This is a genomic window from Polaromonas sp. P1_F4 (assembly GCF_056405675.1).
In genome coordinates, this window is the sequence record NZ_JBFUBP010000008.1 from 23,500 (window position 1) to 45,717 (window position 22,218).

General features: G+C 63.4%; 25 protein-coding genes and 1 riboswitch. Of the genes, 17 read left to right on the plus strand and 8 right to left on the minus strand.

Going from position 1 to position 22,218, the window contains the following annotated elements:
- Positions 1-98: 98 nt before the first annotated feature.
- The 6 genes from AC1DYQ_RS16195 to thiE all read left to right on the plus strand — a co-directional run bounded on the left by AC1DYQ_RS16195 (position 99) and on the right by thiE (position 5,868).
- A complete protein-coding gene (locus AC1DYQ_RS16195) occupies positions 99-740 on the plus strand; it encodes a hypothetical protein (RefSeq protein WP_477687625.1) in 642 nt (213 codons plus the stop codon).
- Between the two features lie 86 nt (positions 741-826).
- Positions 827-950, plus strand: a riboswitch (TPP riboswitch).
- A gap of 89 nt (positions 951-1,039) precedes the next feature.
- The gene (gene thiC / locus AC1DYQ_RS16200) at positions 1,040-2,959 is read left to right on the plus strand and encodes a phosphomethylpyrimidine synthase ThiC (RefSeq protein WP_457281867.1); all 1,920 of its coding nucleotides are present in this window, start codon (positions 1,040-1,042) and stop codon (positions 2,957-2,959) included.
- A gap of 23 nt (positions 2,960-2,982) precedes the next feature.
- Positions 2,983-4,044, plus strand: coding sequence for a glycine oxidase ThiO (thiO, locus tag AC1DYQ_RS16205; RefSeq protein WP_477687626.1), 1,062 nt, complete (start codon positions 2,983-2,985; stop codon positions 4,042-4,044).
- Position 4,045: 1 nt separating this feature from the next.
- The gene (thiS, locus tag AC1DYQ_RS16210) at positions 4,046-4,261 is read left to right on the plus strand and encodes a sulfur carrier protein ThiS (protein WP_457281865.1); all 216 of its coding nucleotides are present in this window, start codon (positions 4,046-4,048) and stop codon (positions 4,259-4,261) included.
- Between the two features lie 132 nt (positions 4,262-4,393).
- Positions 4,394-5,212: a thiazole synthase gene (locus AC1DYQ_RS16215; protein ID WP_477687627.1), complete on the plus strand. Its 819-nt coding sequence runs from the start codon at positions 4,394-4,396 to the stop codon at positions 5,210-5,212.
- 11 nt (positions 5,213-5,223) lie between these two features.
- Entirely contained in the window at positions 5,224-5,868 is a 645-nt protein-coding gene (gene thiE / locus AC1DYQ_RS16220) for a thiamine phosphate synthase (RefSeq protein WP_477687628.1), read from the plus strand.
- A gap of 57 nt (positions 5,869-5,925) precedes the next feature.
- Here thiE and AC1DYQ_RS16225 read toward each other — a convergent pair whose 3' ends face one another.
- The gene (locus AC1DYQ_RS16225) at positions 5,926-7,032 is read right to left on the minus strand and encodes an alkene reductase (RefSeq protein ID WP_477687629.1); all 1,107 of its coding nucleotides are present in this window, start codon (positions 7,030-7,032) and stop codon (positions 5,926-5,928) included.
- A gap of 402 nt (positions 7,033-7,434) precedes the next feature.
- The gene (gene gstA, locus AC1DYQ_RS16230) at positions 7,435-8,043 is read right to left on the minus strand and encodes a glutathione transferase GstA (protein WP_477687630.1); all 609 of its coding nucleotides are present in this window, start codon (positions 8,041-8,043) and stop codon (positions 7,435-7,437) included.
- Positions 8,044-8,150: 107 nt separating this feature from the next.
- Between gstA and AC1DYQ_RS16235 the strand changes: the two genes are divergently transcribed.
- From AC1DYQ_RS16235 to AC1DYQ_RS16250, 4 genes are all read left to right on the plus strand, one after another.
- Entirely contained in the window at positions 8,151-9,557 is a 1,407-nt protein-coding gene (locus tag AC1DYQ_RS16235; protein WP_477687631.1) for an AsmA family protein, read from the plus strand.
- 270 nt (positions 9,558-9,827) lie between these two features.
- Positions 9,828-10,013 (plus strand): DUF1328 family protein, encoded by a 186-nt coding sequence (locus AC1DYQ_RS16240; protein WP_457281859.1) that lies wholly within the window; start codon positions 9,828-9,830, stop codon positions 10,011-10,013.
- Positions 10,014-10,328 (plus strand): hypothetical protein, encoded by a 315-nt coding sequence (locus AC1DYQ_RS16245; protein WP_477670398.1) that lies wholly within the window; start codon positions 10,014-10,016, stop codon positions 10,326-10,328.
- A gap of 88 nt (positions 10,329-10,416) precedes the next feature.
- On the plus strand, positions 10,417-11,262 hold the full coding sequence (locus AC1DYQ_RS16250; RefSeq protein ID WP_477670397.1) for a transglutaminase-like domain-containing protein: 846 nt from the start codon (positions 10,417-10,419) through the stop codon (positions 11,260-11,262).
- Here the strand turns inward: AC1DYQ_RS16250 and AC1DYQ_RS16255 are convergent.
- Both AC1DYQ_RS16255 and AC1DYQ_RS16260 read right to left on the minus strand, forming a co-directional pair.
- Positions 11,259-12,146 carry a bile acid:sodium symporter family protein gene (locus AC1DYQ_RS16255; protein ID WP_477687632.1) on the minus strand — a complete coding sequence of 296 codons (888 nt, stop codon included), beginning with the start codon at positions 12,144-12,146 and terminating at the stop codon, positions 11,259-11,261. The two genes, AC1DYQ_RS16250 and AC1DYQ_RS16255, sit on opposite strands and share 4 nt — an antisense overlap.
- Positions 12,143-12,913, minus strand: a complete 771-nt coding sequence (locus tag AC1DYQ_RS16260; protein ID WP_477687633.1) for a class II aldolase/adducin family protein — start codon at positions 12,911-12,913, stop codon at positions 12,143-12,145. The genes AC1DYQ_RS16255 and AC1DYQ_RS16260 overlap by 4 nt, the downstream gene beginning before the upstream one ends.
- A 173-nt stretch (positions 12,914-13,086) precedes the next feature.
- Here AC1DYQ_RS16260 and AC1DYQ_RS16265 point away from each other — a divergent pair, with 173 nt between their 5' ends.
- Entirely contained in the window at positions 13,087-13,752 is a 666-nt protein-coding gene (locus AC1DYQ_RS16265; protein ID WP_477687794.1) for a Crp/Fnr family transcriptional regulator, read from the plus strand.
- Between the two features lie 16 nt (positions 13,753-13,768).
- Here the strand turns inward: AC1DYQ_RS16265 and AC1DYQ_RS16270 are convergent, their stop codons facing one another.
- From AC1DYQ_RS16270 to AC1DYQ_RS16280, 3 genes are all read right to left on the minus strand, one after another.
- The gene (locus AC1DYQ_RS16270; RefSeq protein WP_477687634.1) at positions 13,769-14,029 is read right to left on the minus strand and encodes a YkgJ family cysteine cluster protein; all 261 of its coding nucleotides are present in this window, start codon (positions 14,027-14,029) and stop codon (positions 13,769-13,771) included.
- Between the two features lie 108 nt (positions 14,030-14,137).
- Positions 14,138-15,151, minus strand: a complete 1,014-nt coding sequence (locus AC1DYQ_RS16275) for a Bug family tripartite tricarboxylate transporter substrate binding protein (RefSeq protein ID WP_477687635.1) — start codon at positions 15,149-15,151, stop codon at positions 14,138-14,140.
- 119 nt (positions 15,152-15,270) lie between these two features.
- Positions 15,271-15,657 carry a winged helix-turn-helix transcriptional regulator gene (locus AC1DYQ_RS16280; RefSeq protein WP_477687636.1) on the minus strand — a complete coding sequence of 129 codons (387 nt, stop codon included), beginning with the start codon at positions 15,655-15,657 and terminating at the stop codon, positions 15,271-15,273.
- A gap of 372 nt (positions 15,658-16,029) precedes the next feature.
- Here AC1DYQ_RS16280 and AC1DYQ_RS16285 point away from each other — a divergent pair, with 372 nt between their 5' ends.
- Together AC1DYQ_RS16285 and AC1DYQ_RS16290 are read left to right on the plus strand one after the other, a co-directional pair.
- A complete protein-coding gene (locus AC1DYQ_RS16285; protein ID WP_477687637.1) occupies positions 16,030-16,353 on the plus strand; it encodes a DMT family transporter in 324 nt (107 codons plus the stop codon).
- Between the two features lie 24 nt (positions 16,354-16,377).
- On the plus strand, positions 16,378-17,007 hold the full coding sequence (locus AC1DYQ_RS16290; protein WP_477687638.1) for an FMN-dependent NADH-azoreductase: 630 nt from the start codon (positions 16,378-16,380) through the stop codon (positions 17,005-17,007).
- Between the two features lies 1 nt (position 17,008).
- Here the strand turns inward: AC1DYQ_RS16290 and AC1DYQ_RS16295 are convergent, their stop codons facing one another.
- Positions 17,009-17,587: an NADPH-dependent FMN reductase gene (locus AC1DYQ_RS16295; RefSeq protein ID WP_477687639.1), complete on the minus strand. Its 579-nt coding sequence runs from the start codon at positions 17,585-17,587 to the stop codon at positions 17,009-17,011.
- 360 nt (positions 17,588-17,947) lie between these two features.
- Between AC1DYQ_RS16295 and mnmG the strand changes: the two genes are divergently transcribed.
- The 4 genes from mnmG (at position 17,948) to AC1DYQ_RS16315 (ending at position 22,213) form a co-directional block, all read left to right on the plus strand.
- The gene (gene mnmG / locus AC1DYQ_RS16300; protein WP_477687640.1) at positions 17,948-19,945 is read left to right on the plus strand and encodes a tRNA uridine-5-carboxymethylaminomethyl(34) synthesis enzyme MnmG; all 1,998 of its coding nucleotides are present in this window, start codon (positions 17,948-17,950) and stop codon (positions 19,943-19,945) included.
- Complete coding sequence (gene rsmG / locus AC1DYQ_RS16305) at positions 19,945-20,613, plus strand: 16S rRNA (guanine(527)-N(7))-methyltransferase RsmG (protein ID WP_477687641.1); 669 nt, start codon at positions 19,945-19,947, stop codon at positions 20,611-20,613. Before mnmG ends, rsmG begins: the two co-directional genes overlap by 1 nt.
- Positions 20,614-20,757: 144 nt before the next feature.
- On the plus strand, positions 20,758-21,393 hold the full coding sequence (locus AC1DYQ_RS16310) for a LysE family transporter (protein ID WP_477687642.1): 636 nt from the start codon (positions 20,758-20,760) through the stop codon (positions 21,391-21,393).
- A 49-nt stretch (positions 21,394-21,442) separates the two neighbouring features.
- Positions 21,443-22,213, plus strand: a complete 771-nt coding sequence (locus AC1DYQ_RS16315) for a ParA family protein (protein ID WP_477675625.1) — start codon at positions 21,443-21,445, stop codon at positions 22,211-22,213.
- The last annotated feature ends 5 nt before the right edge of the window (positions 22,214-22,218 follow it).

Sequence of the window (22,218 nt, forward strand, 5' to 3'; positions counted from 1 at the left end):
CCGGAGGCCGTTTTGCGGACGGCCGTGCCTCACGGCCAGGGCTTGCGGGTATGCTGTGTGCCTCAACGTCTTACCCGCCCGCCGATCAAATGAGTTTTTTGTCTGAACTGAAGAAGCACGCCACGGAACTGCAAAGCCGGCAACTCGGTGTGCAGCAAGACCTGGGCACCAACACGCAAAACTGCGAATTCGCATGCAAGATGGCGCGCAAATACCTGCAGGAATTGTGCGCGCAGCTCAATGTGATCAGACCGCCGGCTCCCGGCGACTACAGCTTGAATGGGAAACAGCTGTTCCCGCCGCTTGCGCTGGCAAACCTTCGGTGCGACGCCCGTACCAAGATGCTGAGAAACGCAGAAGCGATTGACTACATCGGCATGGGATGGGATCTGCTTCCGGCCAAGGGAAGTGTGGCCGTCCATAGCGTGACAGTGAACTTCCCGCCGGATCTTGAACGGGTGACGAGCCGCCTGTCTATCGGCAAGGTACCGCATGAGCGCAAGGAGCAGCGCCATCCGGAAACCAACAAACTGTTGGCCTATGTGTTCGAGTATGAAACGCAGACACGGGGTTTTATCACGGTCACGCCGGACCACGACCGTGGCGAAATTGCCTTCCGGATCAGCAATGTGGGCGGCTTTGGTATGGAAAACACGACATACCCCGCGGCACAGGTTACGCCGGGCCTGATGGACGAATTGGCCAAAAAACTGGTTGGGCAGGCGAGCCGCTTTGGGTAACTGGCCCCTGGTTTTTGTCTCCCCGCCGGTTAAGGTGCTATTGACCACGGTCAATTGCCATTACCGTCCGGCCTGCCTACAATAGCGCCAGCTTGTCGGGGTGCCAAGGATGTTTCCGTAAGGAGGCTTTCGAGGCTGAGATCGCAGTATGCGAGACCCGCTGAACCTGATCGGGATTATCCCCGCGTAGGGAACAACGCAATTGGCTCCGGAACTCCGCAGCGGCACACCAGGTGCCACCGATGGACCCCCGGCTCCCCAGCAGGCACCCCACCTCTGGAATTCAGGAGAACAAAGCCATGGCCAAAACCCGTCTCACCGTTGACACCCAAGACCTCACCAGTCGCATCACGCGCGCGCCTTTTCCGGGCTCCGCAAAAATCTATATTGAAGGCTCGCGCCCCGATATCCGTGTTCCGTTCCGTGAAGTCACGCTGACCGACACGCTGGTGCATGAAGGCGCCGGTGAGCCGCGCCGCGAGGCCAACCCGCCGCTGCGTTTGTATGACGCCTCGGGTGTCTACACCGACCCGGCCTCGCCCATCGACATCACGCGCGGCCTGCCGCCGCTGCGCGGCGCGTGGATCAACGAGCGCCAGGACACCGAAGCCCTGCCCGGCATCAGCAGCGCCTACGGCCGTGAGCGCCTGAACGACCCGGCCCTGGCCGCGCTGCGCATGGCGCATGCGCCGGTGCCGCGTCGCGCCAAGGCCGGCGCCAATGTGTCGCAGATGCATTACGCGCGCAAAGGCATCATCACCCCCGAGATGGAATACATCGCGGTGCGCGAAAACCTGGTGCGCGCGCAGCTGGCCGAGCGCCTGGCCACTGAGCGCATGCCGAAAAAAGGGCACTCCTTCAACGCCGCGATCCCGGAGCAGATCACGGCCGAGTTTGTGCGCGACGAAGTGGCGCGCGGCCGCGCCGTCATCCCGAACAACATCAACCACCCTGAGAGCGAGCCGATGATCATCGGCCGCAACTTCCTGATCAAGGTGAATGCCAACATCGGCAACTCGGCGGTCACCTCGAGCATCGAAGAAGAAGTCGACAAGCTGGTCTGGTCGATCCGATGGGGCGCAGACACCGTGATGGATCTCTCGACGGGCGAGAACATCCATGAAACACGCGAATGGATCTTGCGCAACTCGCCGGTGCCCATCGGCACGGTGCCGATTTACCAGGCGCTGGAAAAAGTCAACGGCAAGGCCGAAGACCTGACCTGGGAAATCTTCCGCGACACGCTGATCGAGCAGGCGGAGCAGGGGGTTGATTACTTCACCATCCACGCCGGTGTGCGCCTGGCCTATGTGCCGCTCACGGCCAACCGCCTGACGGGTATCGTTTCGCGCGGCGGCTCCATCATGGCCAAGTGGTGCCTCTCGCATCACAAGGAAAGTTTTTTGTACGAACGCTTTGACGAGATCTGCGAGATCATGAAGGCGTATGACGTCTGCTTCTCGCTGGGCGACGGACTGCGCCCGGGTTCGATCGCCGACGCGAACGACGAAGCGCAGTTTGCCGAGCTGCACACGCTGGGCGAGCTCACGCAGATCGCCTGGAAGCATGATGTGCAGGTGATGATCGAAGGCCCCGGCCACGTGCCGCTGCAGCTGGTGAAGGAAAACGTCGACAAGCAGCTCGAAGCCTGCTTTGAAGCGCCTTTCTATACGCTGGGCCCGCTGATCACCGACATTTCGCCAGGCTATGACCACATCTCTTCGGCCATGGGCGCGGCCAACATCGGCTGGTACGGCACGGCCATGCTCTGCTACGTGACGCCGAAGGAACATCTGGGCCTGCCCAACCGCGACGATGTGAAGCAGGGCCTGATCGCCTACAAGATCGCCGCGCATGCGGGCGACCTGGCCAAGGGCTACCCTGGCGCGCAGATGTGGGACAACGCGGTGTCGAAAGCGCGCTTCGAGTTCCGTTGGGAAGACCAGTTCCGCCTGGCGATCGACCCCGACACAGCGATGGCGTATCACGACGAAACGCTGCCCAAAGAGAACGCCAAGGTGGCGCATTTCTGTTCGATGTGCGGGCCCAAGTTCTGTTCGATGAAAATCTCGCAGGAGGTGCGCGAGTTTGCGCGGCTCAACCCGGCCACCACCACGCTGGCGTCGGCCACCACGACAATTCCCATCAAGCAGATCGCCACCGGCTTTGAGGAAAAGGCCAAGGAGTTCCGCGAAGGCGGGAGCGAGATTTATTCCTGAGTTGTTTCGGAGCCGACCCTGAGATGAGCACTTTGCACATCGGTATTGCGGGCGCGGGCCTGGCCGGACGCACGCTGGCCTGGCGACTGCTGCGTGCCGGCTGCCGCGTCAGCCTGTTCGATGCGCGGGCGCGTGATGACCTGGCCACAGCCTCGATGACGGCGGCGGCCATGCTGTCGCCGCTGGCGGAACTGGCGGTGGCGGACGAGGCCGTGTTTGCCCTGGGCCAGCGCTCCATGCAACTGTGGCCGGAGTGGATTGCCGAGCTGGAGGTTGCAGGCTTGCCGGTGTATTTCCGGCGCGAAGGTACGCTGGTGGTGGCCCATGCGCCCGACCAGAGTTCGCTGGAACATTTCACCCGCCTGCTGATGCACAAGCTGCCTGATGCGTCACGTGCGCAGGTGCAGGCGCTTGATGCCGCTGCGCTGGGCCGGGCCGAGCCCGCGCTTGCCGGGCGCTTTGGCGGCGGCCTGTTGCTGGAGGGCGAAGGCCAGCTGGCCAATGACCAGTGGATGGCCGCGCTGGCGGTGGAGATCGACAGGCTGGGCGGCACCTGGCTCGAAGGCCAGGCAGTCAACGCTGCGGAAGAGGGCCGCATTGTCTGCGCCGGGCAAAGCCATGGCGTGGATGTTGCGGTGGACGCACGCGGTGTGGGTGCGAAGGAAGGCTGGCCACAGCTGCGCGGCGTGCGCGGCGAGGTGCTGACGGTGGAATGCGCCGGCGTGACGTTGCAGCGCCCGGTGCGCCTGATGCATCCGCGCTACCAGCTGTATGTGGCGCCGCGGCCCGGCCACCGTTTTGTGGTGGGCGCGACCGAGCTGGAATCGGAAGACAGCGGGCCGGTGACCTTGCGCTCCACGCTCGAGCTCGCCAGCGCGCTGCACAGCCTGCACCCGGCGTTTGGCGAGGCCAGGGTGCTGCGCCTGGCGGCTGCGCTGCGGCCTGCGCTGGACGACCACCGGCCGGCGATTGCGCTGCGCAGCGGTGTCTGGCATATCAATGGCCTGTACCGTCATGGGTATCTGTGCGCGCCCGCGCTGGTGGACGGGCTTGTCCATAAACTCCTGGGTACGGAGAATGAATGACATGACGACGACAACATTGGAAATATCGTTGAACGGTGAACGCATGGAAACCGATGCGCCGACACTGCAGGCATTGCTGCAGGCGCGGGGCTACGACTTCAAGAGCGCCTTTGCCTGCGCCATCAACAATGGGTTTGTGCCGCGGCCCCAGTGGCCTGAGCGCGCATTGCAAGACGGCGACCGCATCGACGTTGTCACGCCTATCACCGGAGGCTAGAAATGGCGCACCCCCGCCGTATGCTCACTTCGTGTAGCACCCTCCCCCCCTTGCAGGGGGCGACGCTGGCGGCCTGGCAAAGCCAGTTCCGCGGCGTCTGCTGGCACGTACCGCATCGTTGGAGCAATTGATATGACTATGCCCGAGGCCTCTTCGATTGCCCATGGCCAGCCCCTGACGGTCGGTGGCAAGACTTTGTCCAGCCGCTTCTTCCTTGGCACCTCGCATTACCCCTCGCCGCAGGTGATGAGCGATGCGGTGCGTGCCAGCGGGTGCGAAGTGCTGACGGTGGGCTTGCGCCGCCTGCAGCCCGAAAGCGGCGGCGGCAACAGTTTCTGGCAACGCATCCAGGCGCTGGGCTGCCACATCCTGCCCAATACGGCGGGCTGCCACAGCGCGGAAGAGGCGATCACGCTGGCGCAGATGGCGCGCGAGATTTTTGGCACGACCTGGATCAAGCTGGAGGTGATCGGCGACGACTACACCTTGCAGCCCGACACGCACGCCACCCTGCACGCCGCGACGGTGCTGGCCAAAGAGGGTTTTGCCGTGTTTGCCTACACGACGGATGACCTGGTGATAGCCCAGCGTTTGCGCGACGCGGGCTGCGCGGCCGTGATGCCCTGGGCCGCGCCCATCGGCACGGGCCGCGGGCCGCTGAACCCTTATGCGCTGGAAACCATGCGCCGCCGCCTGCCCGATGCGGTGCTGGTGGTCGATGCCGGCATCGGCCGGCCTTCGCATGCGGCGGCGGTGATGGAGCTGGGCTTTGATGCGGTGCTGCTGAACACCGCGGTGGCGCAGGCCGGCGACCCGGTGCGCATGGCGCGCGCGTTTGCCGACGGCGTGGCCGCCGGCCGCGCCGCTTATGAGTCAACCCCCATGCCGGAGCGCGCGGCCGCGCAGGCTTCCACGCCGACGGTTGGCGTACCCTTCTGGCACGCACCCTGACTGGACTTCCGATGAAAACCCCTGCCTTTGCCCCATTGACCGGCCCGATTGGTTTTTACCCCGTGGTGCCCGACGCAGCCTGGGTCAAACGCCTGCTGGGCTGGGGCGTGCGCACGATCCAGCTGCGCATCAAGGCGACGGATCACACGCCGGGGGAAATTTCCGCCGAAGTGCAGGCGGCGATTACCGCCGGGCGCCGCGTCAAGGGCGCGCAGGTTTTCATCAACGACCACTGGAAGCTGGCGCTGGATTTCGGCGCCTATGGGGTGCACCTGGGCCAGGAAGACCTGGACACGGCCAACCTGGATGCGCTACGCAAGGGCGGTGTGCGGCTGGGCCTGAGCACCCACACGCCGGCTGAACTGGCGCGCGCGCATGCGGTGCAGCCCTCTTACCTGGCCATTGGCCCGGTTTATCCGACCACGCTCAAGGTCATGCCTTATGAGCCGGTGGGGCTGGAGCAGCTGCGCGACTGGGCCTTGCGGGCGTCGCCCTACCCGGTGGTGGCGATAGGCGGCATCTCGCTGGACCGCATCGCCGGCGTGATGGCGTGTGGCGTGGGCGGCGTGGCTGTGGTGAGCGCCGTGACGCTGGCCGCCGACCCGCAGGAAGCCGCGCTGCACGGCTTGCGCCTGGCGGCACCGAACCGGGCCTAGATCGGTTTCATGGATGAAAAGGCCCGTTCAGGCAATCTGAACGGGCGCAAGCAGCTATTAATTTGATAGCGTTGGATAGTCTGTGTAGCCCTTTTCGCGGCCACCGTAGAACGTGGCTTTGTCCGGCGTGTTGAGCGGTGCGCCAGCGCGCAGGCGCTCCACCAGGTCCGGGTTGGCGATGTAGGGCTTGCCGAAGGCGACCAGGTCGGCGCCGTTGGCGACAGCTTTTTCAGCCAGCACCTGGTCGTAGCCGTTGTTGACCATCCAGGCGCCCTTGCCACCGGCCTGACGGTAGGCGGCCTTGAGTGCCTTGTAGTCGAACGGACGGTCGTCGATTTCGCGCGGGCCGCCGGTGGCGCCTTCGATGATGTGGATGTAGGCGAGATTGAGTGTGGCAAGCTGCTTGACCACGTAGTCAAACAGCGGCTGCGGGTTGCTGTCATGCACGTCGTTGGCGGGCGTGACGGGCGACAGGCGAATGCCGGTTTTGCCGCCGCCTACCGCGTCCGTGACAGCTCGCGTGATTTCCAGCAGCAGGCGGGCGCGGTTTTCGATGCTGCCGCCGTAGTCGTCGGTACGCTTGTTGCTGCCGTCTTTGAGGAACTGGTCGAGCAGGTAGCCGTTGGCACCGTGGATCTCGACGCCGTCAAAACCGGCCGTCTCGACAGCATTGCGCGCCGCTGCTGCAAAGGTGTGCACGATGCCAGGGATTTCTGCTGCCGTGAGCGCGCGCGGTTCAGAGGTTTCAACAAAGGTCGGCACGCCGTCCTCGATCAGCACCGTCTTGGTCTTGGCCGTGATGGCTGACGGCGCGACCGGCTTGCCGCCCTCAGGCTGCAGCTTGGTATGCGAGACGCGGCCCACATGCCAGAGCTGCACAACGATCTTGCCCCCCTTGGCATGTACTGCACGGGTCACTTCCTTCCAGGCGTCAAGCTGCTCGCTGCCGTACAGCCCTGGGACGTCGGCATAGCCCTGGCCCTGATGGCTGACGGCGGTGGCCTCGGTGATCAGCAGCCCGGCGCTGGCGCGCTGGCCGTAATAAATCTGTGCGATGTCGGTCGGGATGGCGTTGGGTGATCGGTTGCGCGTGAGCGGCGCCATCACGATGCGGTTGGCAAGGGCCAGGTCACCGGCTTTGTTGGAGTCGAATAGGGTGGGCATGAAGAGATCCTGAATGGGGCTTGAATGAAAACAGGGCCAGTTTGGCCCTGTTTGGATTGGCCCGCCCAACACGGGTTGCTAATTTCGTGCTATTGAACGGCCCGCAAAACATGCCATTCTCCGCTCCCGCTCCCGCGCTTGTTCCCGATTGCCCCTTGTGTATGCGCCGAGGAGCGCAGGGCCAGACGGATCAGGGCAAAAACTTGTTTGAGCGAAGCGAGTTGTTTTTGACCCCGGCTGGACCGAGCACCACAGGTTGCCCGTAGCGAAGCGAAGGGACGCAGGAACCAGGGTCGCCTTTTCTTTGGTGACTTTCTTTTGGCGAAGCAAAAGAAAGTTACTTGCATGCCGGGCAACCCCCGGCCCCCGACCACAACCCACAACCAGCGTTCGAACTGCCACTTACTTAAGCAGTCCTTCGTGTTTCATGGCAGCCTGCACCGCAGGCCGAGCCGCCACACGCTCCCGAAACGCAGCAAGGTTCGCAAACCCCGAAATATCCACCCCGACCCGCGGTGCCCAGTTGGTCACAGTGAAGAGGTAGGGATCAGCCACGCTGAAGGCATCGCCCATCAGGTACTGCTTGCCGGCGAGCTGGCTGTCCACCCACTTGAGGCGCGACAGCAGCTTGTCGATGACGATGGTCTTGTAGTCGGCCGGTGTGGCGGCATTGAACAGCGGGCTGAAGCCCTTGTGCAGTTCGGTGCCGACAAAAGTCAGCCAGGACTGCAGCTTGTAGCGCTCCAGCGTGCCGTTGGCCGGGGCCAGCTTTTTCGCGGGCACCAGGTCGGCGATGTACTGCACGATGGCCGGGCCTTCGGCGATGCGTGTGCCGTCGTCCAGCTCCAGCAGGGGAACATAACCCAGCGGGTTGATGGTGTAGTAGTCGGTGCCGTCTTCCAGCTGGTGGGTTTTGGTGGGCGCCAGCACATGCTCGAACTTCAGGCCCGACTCGTGCAGCGTGATGTGGGGTGACAGGGAGCAGGCGCCGGGGGAGTAGTAAAGTTTCATGGTGTCTTGTCCTTTGTGGGGTAGCGAAGTGTGGCGGGAATGTCGCACAGCCCCTCATGCTAGCCGGAACAGCGGATTATTGCTGGCCGGCGCGCCACAATAGCCGCATGGCAAAACTTTTCAAATGGCTGGTGTTCCTGGCCCTCGGCTTGATGGTGCTTCTGGCCGTGGTGGCCTACACCTTGCACCGCTGGGTCAGTACGGACGACTTCCGCCAGCGCGTTGAGCGGGAGGCGTCGGCCGCGCTGGGCGTTCCCCTGACCCTGGACCGGGTGGCGGTGGACATCTGGCCTTTGCCCGCTGTGGCGCTGAGCGGTATTTCCGTGCAAAGCAAGCCGCCGCTGACGCTGGAGCGCGTGGAAGTGCGGCCCGAATGGCGCCCGCTGTTGCAGGGGCGCCTGGAAGTGGCGACCTTGCTGGTGCGCCGGGCGGTGTTACCGCAGCAGGGCATTGATGCGCTGCTCCTGTTGCTGCAAAAGAAGAAGCAGGCGGTGCCTGTCAAAGCGGGCGCGCCGGCGGCTGCAGCCAACACGGGCCCGGAAATGAGCCGGCTTGACTGGTTGCCGCGCCGCACGGTGCTGGACGACGTCACCTGGGTGAACACCACCGGCGCACGCACCACGGTCAAGGGCGAGGCCAGCCTGGGCGCCGACGGCCTGCCGGAGAACGCGTCGCTCAAATTGACAGAAGGCAACCTTCAGGGCCTGGAAGCAACGCTGCAACGCGTGGAAGCACAAGCCGGCGAGGCCGGCGGTGCCGCCCAGTGGGACTTGCTTGTGAAGGTGGGCGGCGGCAAGCTGGAAGGCCGCCTGGGCCTGCAGCGCGGTTTTGTGGCGGCCGCAGCAGCAACGGCAGCTGCCAAGCCGGGCGCGAAGGCGCCGCCGGTGGCGCGTTCGGCGGAAGAACTGGTGCTGCAGGGCCAGTTGAAAACCAGCGGTGTCGAGGTGTCCGCGCTGACGGCGCCCGCCAAGGCCCTGACCGGCCAGCTTGACGCCACGACCACGCTCAATGCGCGCGCCGCCACCACGGCTGCGCTGGTGGATGCGCTGCAGAGCCACACCACCTTCACGGTGCGCGATGCGGTGGTGAACGGCCTGGACCTGGCCAAGGCGGTCAAAACGGTGGGGCTGAGCCGTGGTGGCCAGACCCGGCTGGATACATTGGCCGGGCAGGTCAGCACCCTGGGGCGGTCAGCGCAATTGACCAACCTGGTGGCGAGCTCCGGTGCCTTGAGCGCCACCGGCAATGTGGCGGTCTCGTCCGCCAAGGCCCTGAGCGGGCAGGTCAGTGTGACCCTGGCCGGCGACAGCAAGATCGGCAGTGCCATTGGTGGCGCTGTGGGTGTGCCGCTGGTGGTGGGCGGTACGCTGGACAACCCGGAAGTCACGCTGTCGCGTGCGGCGCTGCTGGGGGCCGCCATCGGCACCGTGCTGTTGCCTGGCGTGGGTACCGGGGCCGGCGCTGGTGTGGGCGAAAAGGTCGGTAAAAGCCTGCGCGGCATCTTTGGCAAATAAGCTGACGCCTTCCCGGTTGGTGCGTCAATGAGCGCTTACTTGCTCCTAAAGCCTTGGCTGTTCTGAAGTTGCGCTGAGCTGCGCCCTTGTCCTACAGGTCCATGCGGGCGCTGCTGATTCGGAAAATCGCCGCCTGCTTTTAGCATCGGCTTATGGGTCATGGGCTGCGTTGACTCACCTTGACTTCACACTTTGATGCCCATGACGTGCGTAACGCCGTAACGCCTCATCCTGCGCATTCGCGCAAGAGGCTACTTTCTGGAGGCCATCATGCTCAAGTACGCGATTATTTTTGCGCTGATTTCATTGGTTGCCGCTGCCCTCGGTTTCGGTGGTGTGGCAGCAGGTGCTGCCGGTATTGCCAAGATTCTGTTCGGCCTGTTCCTGATCCTCGCGGTTATCTTCATCGTGCTGGCTGCGCTGGGTGTAGGCGCTGCAAAGAAAGCACTGAAGTAGATGGCTGCGAGCACCGACATGCCGGCCGGCACCATGGCCGCGCGGTTCCGGCAGCGGCTGTTCCACCCGTGGCGGCAGCCGGGCAATGAGGCTGCACGCCTGCCTGCGCCTTCTGCCGGTGTGGCGCCCAAACGGCCGCTGGGTTTCCAGGCCAGCATTGCCGAGTTTCTGCTGATCAACCGCCTGCGTGCGCGCCGGCCGGCTGCACCGTCTGCCGATGTGCTGGAGCGCGCGGCCCGCATTGTGTTTGTGACCTGCAAAAACTGGTTTGCACCGGCCGAGAACCGGGAAGTCAGCCACCGCACACGTCTCTGACTGCGCGGCCGCCTGACGCACACCCCTGCAGCCGTGCCGCCGCTGCGACTCAAGCATCCACAAGGTTTCTTTTCACCGGTTCAGGCTTATGCACACTACCCTTATTGATCTGTTGCTGGAATACGAGGTCATTCACCCCGCCCATTTCCTGTTTCACATCGAGGCGGCTTTTCACGAAGGCCACCATGTTGTGGAAGAGCGGCTGACCATCACGCCCAGCATGAAGGTGCGGAACTTTTCGGATGAGCGCAGCGGCAACCGCTTTATCCGCCTGGATGCTCCCAAGGGCGTACTTTCGGTGAACTACCATGCGCGCGTGGAGCTGCACCCGGCCCCGGTGCCGCTGCACCTGGACGAAACCCCCGTGACGGCGGTGCCGGACGAAGTGCTGCGCTACCTGATGCCCAGCCGCTATTGCGAATCCGACGTCATGAGCCGGGCCGCGCAGCAGCTGTTTGGCCACTTGCCGCCGGGCATTGGCAGGGTGCGTGCCATCGAGGCCTGGATTCACGACTCGATTGGCTACCTGCCGGGTTTCAGCAATTCCACGACGACCGCGCAGGAGGTGTTTGTGCAGCGCGCGGGTGTCTGCCGCGACTTTGCACACCTGGGCATCACGCTGTGCCGGGCCTTGAACATTCCCGCGCGGCTGGTGGTGGGGTATGTGCACTTTGACGAGCCGCCGGAAGATTTCCATGCCGTGTTTGAAGCCTGGCTGGAAGGGCGATGGGTGATCTTCGACCCGACCCGCATGGCGCCTATCGACCGCCTGGTGCGCGTGGGCACAGGCCGCGACGCCAAGGACGTGGCTTTTGCCACCATTTTTGGCGGTGTGCAGATGCTGCGCAAGGAACTTTCGATCACCGAGGGGGACATCCTGCCCGGCGTTTCAACGGGGGTGCATTCGCCCGCGCTGACCGTGGTCACGGTTTAGCCCGCAGGCGCCGCTATGGCTGCCGCGTTGCGGCGCTTCAGCACCAGCAGCCCGAACAGCGTGGCCGTGATGTACATGCTGAAGGAGTAAATCGCCGCCGGCAGGGCCAGCTGGAAGTTGTTCAGCACGGCCAGCGCAATGAAGATGGCCAGCGTTGCGTTGTGAATGCCGATCTCATAGCTGATGGCGGTCGAGATGGGTTTGTCCAGGCCCGTGGCCCGCGAGACGTAATAGCCGGCCAGCAGGCTCACGAGGTTGAAAGCCAATACTGCCGGGCCGATCGCTGCGAAGGTGGCGGTAAGTGACTGCCACTCCTTGACGACTGCGCCTATGGCCACCACGGCCAGCACGATGATGCTGAAAATCTTGGTCGGGTTTTCGCTGCGGGCGGCCCAGGCGGGTTTGCGCGTGCGCAGCCACATGCCAATGGCCACCGGCACCAGCACGATGATGATCACTTCCACCACCTTGCCGAACTGCAGCGGCACGACCTGGCCTGTTTTGGCGAAGGTGTCGATCGCCCAGTTCGCGATCACCGGCATGGTGACGATGGACAGCAGCGTGTTGATCGCTGTCAGCGAGATGTTCATGGCCACGTTGCCGCCGAAGAGGTGGCTGAACAGGTTGGCCGAAATACCGCCGGGCGAGGCGGCCAGCAGCATCAGCCCCACCGCAAAGAGCGGCGGCACATTCAGCAGCACGATGATGGCGTAGCAGGCAACGGGCAGCACAATGACCTGCAGCACCAGTGCCACCGCCACGGCCTTGGGGTATTTGAGCAGGCGGATGAAGTCCTCGACCTTCAGGGTCATGCCCAGGCCGAGCATGACCAGCGCGAGTGCCGCGATCAGCAGCTGCGCGACGACAGGTGAGCCGCCGCTCATGACTTGTAGCTTTCGTCAAGTTTGTCGAGCTTGCGAATCAGCGAGGGCCAGACAAAAGCACCACCCAGGCCACCGGTCTGCACGCGCATGGCCTCGGCCACACCCTTGACGATCAACGGGTTGACTTCGGTGAGTTCGCCACCGGCCTGCGCGTCGAGCTGGATGCGGCAGGTGTTCTCGAAGGTGTACATGCTGAGGAAAGCGTCGGCAATCGTCTTGCCCACTACAAGCAGGCCGTGGTTGCGCAGCATCAGGAAGTTGGCGTTGCCCAGGTCGGCCTGCAGACGCGGCTTTTCATCGTCGCGGAAGGCCACGCCTTCGTACGCGTGGTACGCCAGCGACGCCAGCACGAAGGTGGACTGTTGGCTGATGGGCAGCACGCCGCACTTCTGCGCGCTCACGGCCACGCCGGCGCGCGTGTGGGTGTGCAGCACGCAACCGGCATCGGCGCGCGCTTCATGCACGGCGCTGTGAATCACAAAGCCGGCCGGGTTCACCGGGAAGGGCGTATCAATCACCTTGTTGCACTGGCCGTCGACCTTGACCAGGCTGGACGCCGTGATCTCGTCGAACATCAGGCCGTAGGGGTTGATCAGGAAATGGTGGTTGCCGGCGCCGGAAATGGTCTCAGGCAGCTTGGCGCTGATGTGGGTGAAGACGAGGTCGCTCCAGCCGTAGAGGGCGACGAGGCGGTAGCAGGCGGCGAGGTCGCAGCGCAGTTGCCACTCTTCAGCGCTGACGACTTCCTTGAGGGAGGGGATATGCATGGGGTTTGTCTCCGTGGTTGGTATGAATAAAGGTGCTCTGCGGCACGAACTGCCCACGATACGTGGGTGCTTGACGGGGAACTGTCAAAAATTTGACAATTGGTCGTATGCCTGTCGTTCCGAAGACACCTTCGCCCCTTTCACCGCTCTCACCGCCATCCTTGCTTGCCCGCATGTCGGCCAACCCGTGGTTCGGTGCTCTGCCGGCGGCGGACCGCCAGGCGCTGCTGGCGTCGTCCGAGGTGCTGCGCCTGCGGCCCGGCGAAATGCTGTTTCGCCAGGGCGATGCGCCTGGCGGCTTTTATGGCTTGCTCGGTGGCCTGCTGAAGATCTCCTCGCTGCGTGAGGACGGGCGTGAGGCGATTCTGGTGGTGCTGGAAGCGGGCAACTGGATCGGCGAGATTTCGTTGATGGATGGCGAGCCGCGCACGCACGATGCCACGGCCCTGTCGGCCGTGGAGGTGCTGGTGGTGCCGCAGGCCGCCTTTGCGGTGCTGATGCAGGGCGCGCCGTTTGCGCGGGCCATTGCCGGCTTGCTGGCGGCGCGCGTGCGTTCGCTCTACGGCATGGTGGAAGATGCCGCCTTGCGTTCGACCCGCGCCCGTGTGGCGCGCCGCCTGCTGTTGCTGGCGCGGGGCGATGCCACGATGGCATTGAAGGCGCGGCCGGTGGTGCGGGTTTCGCAGGAGGCGCTGGCCATGATGCTGGGCATCAGCCGGCAAACCTTGTCGGTGGAACTCAAGGTGATGGTGCAACGTGGCGCCATCGCGCTCGGTTACCGCTGCATTGAAATCGTTTCGCCCGCGCGGCTGGAGGCGCTCGGCAACGTATCGCCTTGATGCGAATGGCCGGTGTTCAGGCGCCGGGCCGCGTGGCGTTTTCCAGCTGCGTGAGCCACACCATGGCCGCGCCTGCGCTGGCGCCGCACATATCGGCTGAAGGCATGAGTTGCCCGCACACGGCCGGCCTGCCGGGCCGGCCAAAAATGAGGCAGCGCTGCTGATCGTCCAGCTGCACGCAGCGCACACCCGCCGGCTTGCCCTGGGGCATGCCGGGAATGGCGGAGCTGATGGAGGGTGCGGTGCAACAGGCGCCGCAGCCGGGACGGCAGTTCATGGCTGGTGATTTGCTATGAAAAATATAGCTGCTCGCGCAGATTCCTATTGGGCTGAAGCCGTATTTGATGCTCAAAAAAGGCCTGTGGGGCCGTTTGTGGGGCAAAAATCAGTCGGGTTTGATCTTTGCCCGTGCCGCCACTTCCTTCCAGCGCACCTGCTCGGTCTTGATGAACGCGCCGTACTGGGCCGGGGTGTCGCCGATCGGCTGGGCGGTGTCGCCGCGCAGGCGTTCGGTGGCCTGCGGGTTGCGCATGGCTTTGTTGCAGGCCTCGGCGATGCGGTCGATGTTGGCCTGCGGCATGTTGGCCGGCGCATTGAGGCCGTACCACTGCGTCATTTCAAAACCGGGGTAGCCGCTTTCCGCCACAGTGGGGACGTCGGGCAGCTGGGGCAGGCGCTCCTTGGTGCCGGTGGCAATGCAGCGCAGCTTGCCCGACTTGATGTGCGCCAGGATGGCCGGCGCGCCCACGCTTGCTGCTTCGAGCCGTCCGGCCAGCAGGTCGGTCAGCTGCGGGCCGGTGCCGCGGTAGGGCACGTGCAGCACAAAAATGCCGGTGGCCATCTTCAGGTATTCAAACGCCAGGTGGCCGGCACTGCCGTTGCCGGCCGAGCCGTAGTTGAGTTGGCCGGGCTTGGCCTTGGCCAGTGCGATGAATTCCTTCAGGTTGTTGGCAGGCACGCTGGAATTGACCACATACAGGCTGGGCACTTTGGCCAGCAGCGAGATCGGCTTGAAGTCCTTGTTGGTGTCGAAGGGCAGCTTGTCAAAGATAAAGGGGTTGACCGCCATGGTGCCGATGTGGCCCAGGATGATGGTGTGGCCGTCGGTGGAGGCTGCGCATTCCTGCATCGCGATGTTGCCGCTGGCGCCGGGCTTGTTTTCCACAAACACGGTTTGGCCCAGGCTCTTGGTGAGTTCGTTGGCGGCCGAGCGTGCGACGATTTCCGAGCTGCCGCCGGGCGCGAAGGGCACCAGCAGGCGTATCGGCTTGTTGGGCCAGGTGCTTTGTGCATGCGCGCTGCCAAGAAGAAGGCCGGGGAAGGCGGATACAGCGGCTGCGGCGCCGCCGGCCTTGAGGCCGAACTGCAATGCGCCGCGGCGCGTGTTGAGGTGTTTCATCTGATGTGTCTCCATGTTGTTGCCGCCGTCGTTTTCATCGCCAGCGTGTCGGTCCAATATAGGACCGTACGTGAGGTGCGGCGCTACGTGATTCCGCTAATGAGGCTAACCCCCATGCGCTAGATGAAGGATGCGTCGAAACGTTCGCGCGCGGCCTTCAGGTTCTGGTGGTTGCGCTCGGCCCAGTTGTCCAGCGGGATCAAGGTTTCGCTGAGGGACTGGCCCAGCGCGCTGAGCTGGTATTCCACATGCGGCGGCACGGTCTGGTGGTCAAGGCGCAGCACCAGACCATTGCGCACCAGCTCCTTGAGCGTTTGCGTCAGCATCTTTTGCGAGATGCCTTCGATCTTGCGCATCAGCTCGTTGTTGCGCACCGGGCCATCGGCCAGCGCCGGGATGACCAGCAAGGCCCACTTGCTGGCCACCAGCTCCAGCGCCTGCCGCGAGGGGCAGGCCTGGCTAAACACATTTGAAGCGTCGGTGGGTGGGTCGCCGGGAATTGTCATGGTTACCAGAAGGTGCGTACTTGCCTATGGGTAATCGTAAACCTAAGCTGGTGGCTCATCAATCCTAGAACCTATTCATGGTCTAAACGGGGCCGCGCAAGCGCCTTCTCGGGATGGGATGCAAGGCGCGGTGCGCCGCCCATAGCCCGGCTATGGGCAAGCATCGCAACGCCGCAGACCGCCCGAGAAGGCACTTGCCCTCCGGGTTGGGGTGAAATCGGGCGATTGAGCCACCCGGTCACTTGCATGGGCATGAGCCCATGCGGCGTGCCCGGGCGGCCCACTCATCCCGATTGCACCCCAACGCGGCCCCGTTTAGACCATGAATAGGTTCTTACCCTTTAACCCTGTTATTCCAAAGAAAGACTCCCGATGGCCTGGCTCTATTTACTCGCCGCAAGCATTGTCGAAATCGCAATGGCCTTGTTCCTGAAATCTTCCGAAGGCTGGACGCGCCTGTGGCCCAGCGTGCTGGGGGTGGCCGCGGCCGGCGCCAGCATTTTCTTTTTGACGCATGCCGTCAAGACCTTGCCGGTGGGCACGGCCTACGCGATCTGGACGGGCATAGGTTCGGTCGGCGTGACGCTGATCGGCATTCTCTGGATGGGCGAAAGCGCCTCGGCACTGCGCCTGACCTGCGTGGCGCTGGTCGTGGCCGGCATGGTGGGCCTGCGCTTGCTGGACGGCGCTGTTTGATCAACCCATCCCAAGGAAAAACGCATGACCCATCTGGTTTATATCGAAGCCTCGCCGATGCAGGCGGCATCCACTTCAACTTCCGTCGCCACCGCCTGGCTGGACGCCTATCGCCGGGCGCATCCAGAGAGCACCGTGGACACGATCAATGTCTGGGACATCGACCTGCCGCCTTTTGACGCCGACATGATCGCCGCAAAGTTTGCCGTGCTGCGCGCGCAGAATGCGACGGCGCAGCAGCAGGCGTTGTGGGCGCGTGCGGTCGCGGTGTCGCAGCGCTTCAATGCGGCGGATCAATTTCTCTTCAGCCTGCCGATGTGGAATTTCGGCATTCCTTATCGGCTCAAGCATTTCATCGATGTGGTGACCCTGCCGGGGCAGAACTGGAGCTGGTCGCGAGAGGCCGGTTATAAGGCGCTGCTGCCAGGCAAGAGTGCGACGCTGGTGTATTCAAGCGCAGGCGCGTATCTGCTGCGGCCCGAGGAAGATGAATCCGATTTCCAGAAACCGTATATGCGGCGCTGGCTGCGTTTCCTGGACATTGAGGTGACAGCGGAAATCAGAGCGGCGCCGACGCTGGTGCCGCCCGAAGAACTGGCGGCGACCAAGGCCGGTGCGATGGAACGCGCCCGCACCTTGGCCTCAACCCGTTAAGTTATGTTGCCAGCCGGGCGCTGGCAAACAGCACCTGGTCGATCACCGCCTGCACATTTTTGAGGTGCGATTCATCGAGCAGGTTGCCCTCGGTGTCGAAGGCGCTGCCGGCGCGGCCCAGGGCAAAAGCCTTGGGCGCGACCCAGCACTGCGCGTTGAGCAGCAGCGGCACCAGATGGCTTTGCGAACGCAGGCCGCCCAGCGCGCCGGGCGAGGCGCTGAGAATGCCCACGACTTTGCCGGTGAAAGACTTGAAGCCTTCGTGCCAGGCCGGGTCGCTCTTGACGGGGCTGGAGACCCAGTCGATGGTGTTCTTGAGCAGCGCGGTGTAGCTGCCGTTGTACTCGGGTGAGCAGATGATCCACGCCGGGTGTTCAAACATGAGCTGCTTGAGTTTCATCACGTCGGGCGGCGTGCCCTTGGCTTCGAGGTCGGCGTTGTACATGGGGATGTCGAAGTCGGCCAGCTCGATGTGGGTGACTTCGGCGCCGCTGGCGCGCGCCAGTGTGGCGCTCACCTGGGCGAGTTTGCGGTTGAAGGAGTTTTGGCGAATGCTGCCAGCAAAGACGAGTAGTTTCATGCCCGCTATTGTGGCCGCTGGCGGCCGGCTTTTGGCGTGACTCCCGCGCACAACAGCCGTCTTGCACGGACTTTGAAGCTCCAGCCTAATAAGGACGGGCACCAGCAGCTATTGAATTGATAGCAAATCCCCGGGGCCACGCAAGGCCATGCCCCCGGACAGGCCGCACAAATAAGGCCTCGCCTGATAAAATCGTGCCTTCGTCCTGTGGGGACCGATGGGCCAGGGCACCTGCACGGCGCATGTGTGTGTTGCCGCGCCGCCGTGCGGCTGCGGCAAGCCTGGCCACCATCGACACCGGACCGCTCCATGGCATGCAGGCGCCCCAGCCTGAAAGCCGCTTTACCCGAAGGAGGCGTGATGCACTCGCCTTATGTTTACCCGCAAGAATTTGACGTGATCGTGGTCGGTGGCGGCCATGCCGGCACCGAGGCCGCGCTGGCTTCCGCACGCATGGGCTGCAAGACTTTGCTGCTGACCCACAACATCGAGACCCTGGGCCAGATGAGCTGCAACCCGTCGATCGGCGGGATCGGCAAGGGCCACCTGGTCAAGGAAGTCGACGCCATGGGCGGCGCGATGGCGTTGGCCACCGACGAAGGCGGTATCCAGTTCCGCATCCTGAACAGCTCCAAGGGCCCGGCCGTGCGCGCCACCCGCGCGCAAGCCGACCGCATTCTGTACAAGGCGGCGATCCGCCGCAAGCTTGAAAACCAGCCCAACCTGTGGCTGTTCCAGCAGGCGGTCGACGACCTGATGGTCGAGGGCGACCGGGTTGTCGGGGCGGTGACGCAGGTCGGCATTCGCTTTCGTTCGCGCACCGTGGTGCTGACGGCCGGCACTTTCCTGGACGGCAAGATCCATGTTGGGCTCAATAACTATTCGGCAGGGCGGGCGGGCGACCCGCCGGCCGTGTCCCTTTCGGCCCGGCTCAAGGAACTCAAGCTGCCGCAGGGCCGGCTCAAAACCGGCACGCCCCCGCGCATCGACGGCCGCACCATCGACTTCAGCAAATGCACCGAACAACCCGGCGACGGCATGCCGGGCGGCACGGAAGGCCCTGTGCCGGTGTTCAGTTTTATGGGCGGCGCGATTGCCCATCCGCGGCAGATGCCGTGCTGGATCACCCACACCAACGAGCGCACCCACGAGATCATCCGCTCCGGTTTTGACCGCAGCCCCATGTTCACCGGCAAGATCGATGGCGTCGGTCCGCGCTATTGCCCGAGCGTGGAAGACAAGATCAACCGCTTCGCCGACAAAGACAGTCACCAGATTTTCCTGGAGCCGGAAGGCCTGACCACCCACGAGATATACCCCAACGGCATCTCGACCAGCCTGCCTTTTGACATCCAGTACGACTTGGTCCGCTCCATGGCGGGGATGGAAAACGCCCATATCCTGCGGCCTGGCTACGCCATCGAGTACGACTACTTTGATCCGCGGGCGCTGAAATCCAGCTTTGAAACCCGGGCGATTGGCGGCCTGTTCTTTGCCGGCCAGATCAACGGCACCACCGGCTACGAAGAGGCGGCGGCCCAGGGCATGTTCGCTGGTATCAACGCTGCGCTGCAATGCCAGGAGAAAGAAGCCTGGTTGCCGCGGCGCGACGAAGCCTACCTGGGTGTGCTGGTTGACGACCTGATCACCAAAGGCGTGACCGAGCCTTACCGCATGTTCACCAGCCGGGCCGAGTTCCGCCTGATGCTGCGCGAGGACAACGCCGACATGCGCCTGACCGAAAAGGGCCGCGAACTGGGTCTGGTAGACGACGCTCGGTGGGATGCCTTCAACCGCAAGCGCGACACTGTTTCACGTGAAACAGCCCGGCTTCGGGCAATCTGGGTCAATCCCAACAACTTGCCGGTGGCCGAAGCCGAGCGGGTTCTGGGCAAGTCCATTGAGCGGGAGTACAACCTGCTCGACTTGCTGCGCCGCCCGGATGTGAACTATGCCGGACTGATGTCGCTGGAGGAGGGCAAGTACGCCAACCCCGAACTGGCAGCCGAAGCGGCAGCCAGCGACGACATGGCCAAAAGCGTGATCGAACAGATCGAGATCACGGCCAAGTACGCCGGGTATATCGACCTGCAAAAGACTGAAGTCGAGCGGGCATCACACTACGAAAACCTCAAGCTGCCCGCCGACCTGGATTACCTGCAGGTGTCGGCGCTGAGCTTTGAGGCGCGCCAGACTCTGGCCAAACATCGCCCCGAAACGTTAGGCTTGGCCTCCCGGATCTCCGGCATCACGCCTGCCACCATCTCCTTGCTGTTGGTGCACCTGAAGAAAAACCTCTGGAAAAACACGACGCCACTCCAGGCGGCCGGGGCTTCCACCGAAAAAGCCCAAGCCTGATGCGGGGCGGTGAACAGGAATTACGCGCCGGCCTCAAGGCGCTGCAGCTGGATTTGGGCGACGCACAGATCGACCAGTTGCTGGATTACCAGGACCTGATCGGCAAATGGACCAAGGTGTACAACCTGACCGCCGTGCGCGATCCGGCAGAAATGATGACGCACCATCTGCTGGACAGTCTGGCAGCCATCCTTCCGCTGCGGCAGCATCTGGAAAAAGCCGGGCTGGGGCAGGGCGCCAAATTGCTGGATGTGGGTTCAGGCGCCGGTCTTCCCGGCGTAGTCATCGCGATCTGTTGCCCCAATGTGGCGGTGACCTGCGTGGATACGGTGGCCAAAAAAGCCGCGTTTATCAAGCAGGCGGCGCTGGCTCTGAAGCTACCCAACCTCTCCGGCCTGCACGCCCGGGTCGAAACCATCACCACCTCTTTTGACGTGATTTGCTCCCGGGCCTTTGCTTCGCTGGTCGATTTCACCAATTGGTCGGTGGGTGCGCTAGCGCCGCAAGGTGCCTGGATGGCCATGAAGGGCAAACACCCGGCCGACGAAATTGCCGCCCTGCCAGCCGGCGCTGAAGTGTTTCACGTGGAACAACTGCAGGTTCCGGGACTGGATGCCGAGCGCTGTATTGTCTGGATGCGGGCGAAAGCCGGCGCTGCTCCCGTCTGATTCCCGCTGAGCCCGTTGTTCGGGCACAAAAAGAAACCTCTGCGGACACCAAATCAGCCTTGATCTGGCTGGTTTGGCGTTTCTGCGGCACACCCCTGTCGTAAACTCACAGCCTCACTTCTCTCTACTTTCTGGAGAACCTCCATGTTGGGCTCATTCGTCGCTACTACTGGTGTGGCCGACTACGGCGCTTTTGTCGTTGCCATCATTGTGTTTTTGCTGATTCCCGGTCCTGGCAACCTGGCGCTGATCACCTCGACCAGCAAAGGCGGTATCGCGGGCGGCCTGGGTGCGACTTTCGGCGTGATCGCCGGCGACCAGGTTTTGCTCTGGGCGGCGGTGGCCGGGGTGTCGGCCATCATGGCGGCCTACCCGACGGCTTTTCATATCGTCCAGTGGGCGGGTGCCATTTACCTGGCCTGGCTGGGGATCAAGATGTTGATGGCGAAGCCCGGTGACGCGCCCTTGCTCAATATCAAGCCGCGCCACTACTTTCAGCAGGCCACGCTGATCACCTTGCTGAACCCCAAGGCCATCGTGTTTTATATGGCTTTCTTCCCGCTGTTTGTCGACCCGGCCCTGCACCAGGGGCTGAAGACTTTCGCCGTGATGGCGGCCACGATTGCGGGCCTGACTTTCCTGTATGGCCTGACCTCGGTGATGATCACCTATCACCTGGCTGAGCGCATACGCGCCAACCCGAAAATCACGGCGGCCCTCAACAAGCTGGCCGGCGTTTTCCTGATCGGCTTCGGCCTCAAGCTCGCTGTCTCCAAATAAGCCGCCGTCGCATTTCGCATCCTCTCTCGAACAAAAACTAAAAGTACACATGGCCAAAATATTCTGCGTAGCCAACCAAAAGGGTGGGGTAGGGAAGACGACAACGACGGTGAACCTGGCTGCAGGCCTGGCCAAAGTCGGCCAGCGTGTGCTGATGATCGACCTGGATCCACAGGGCAATGCCACCATGGGTTCAGGCGTCGACAAACGCAAGCTGGAAATGACGGTGTACGACGTGCTGCTGGAATCGGCTTCGGTGGCCGAGGCACGCGTGCACAGTGAAAAGTGCGGCTACGACGTGCTGGGCGCGAATCGCGAGCTGGCGGGCGCAGAGGTCGAGCTGGTCGATGTCGAACGCCGCGAAAAGCGCCTCAAGCTGGCGCTGGCCGAGGTCGACAGCCAGTACGACTTCGTGCTGATCGACTGCCCGCCGTCGCTCAGCATGCTGACGCTCAACGGCCTGTGTTGCGCACACGGCGTGATCGTGCCGATGCAGTGCGAGTACTTTGCGCTCGAGGGCCTGACGGATCTGGTCAACACCATCAAGCAGGTGCACGCCAACCTTAACAAAGACCTGCAGATCATCGGCCTCTTGCGCGTGATGTTCGATCCGCGCATCACGCTGCAGCAGCAGGTGAGCGATCAGCTCAAGGAACACTTTGCCGACAAGGTGTTCAACACCGTGATCCCGCGCAACGTGCGCCTGGCCGAAGCGCCCAGCTACGGCTTGCCGGGCGTGGTGTTTGACCCGGCCTCCAGGGGGGCGCAGGCTTTCGTCACCTTTGCCGAAGAAATGGTGGACCGCATCAAGGCGATGTGAACGGC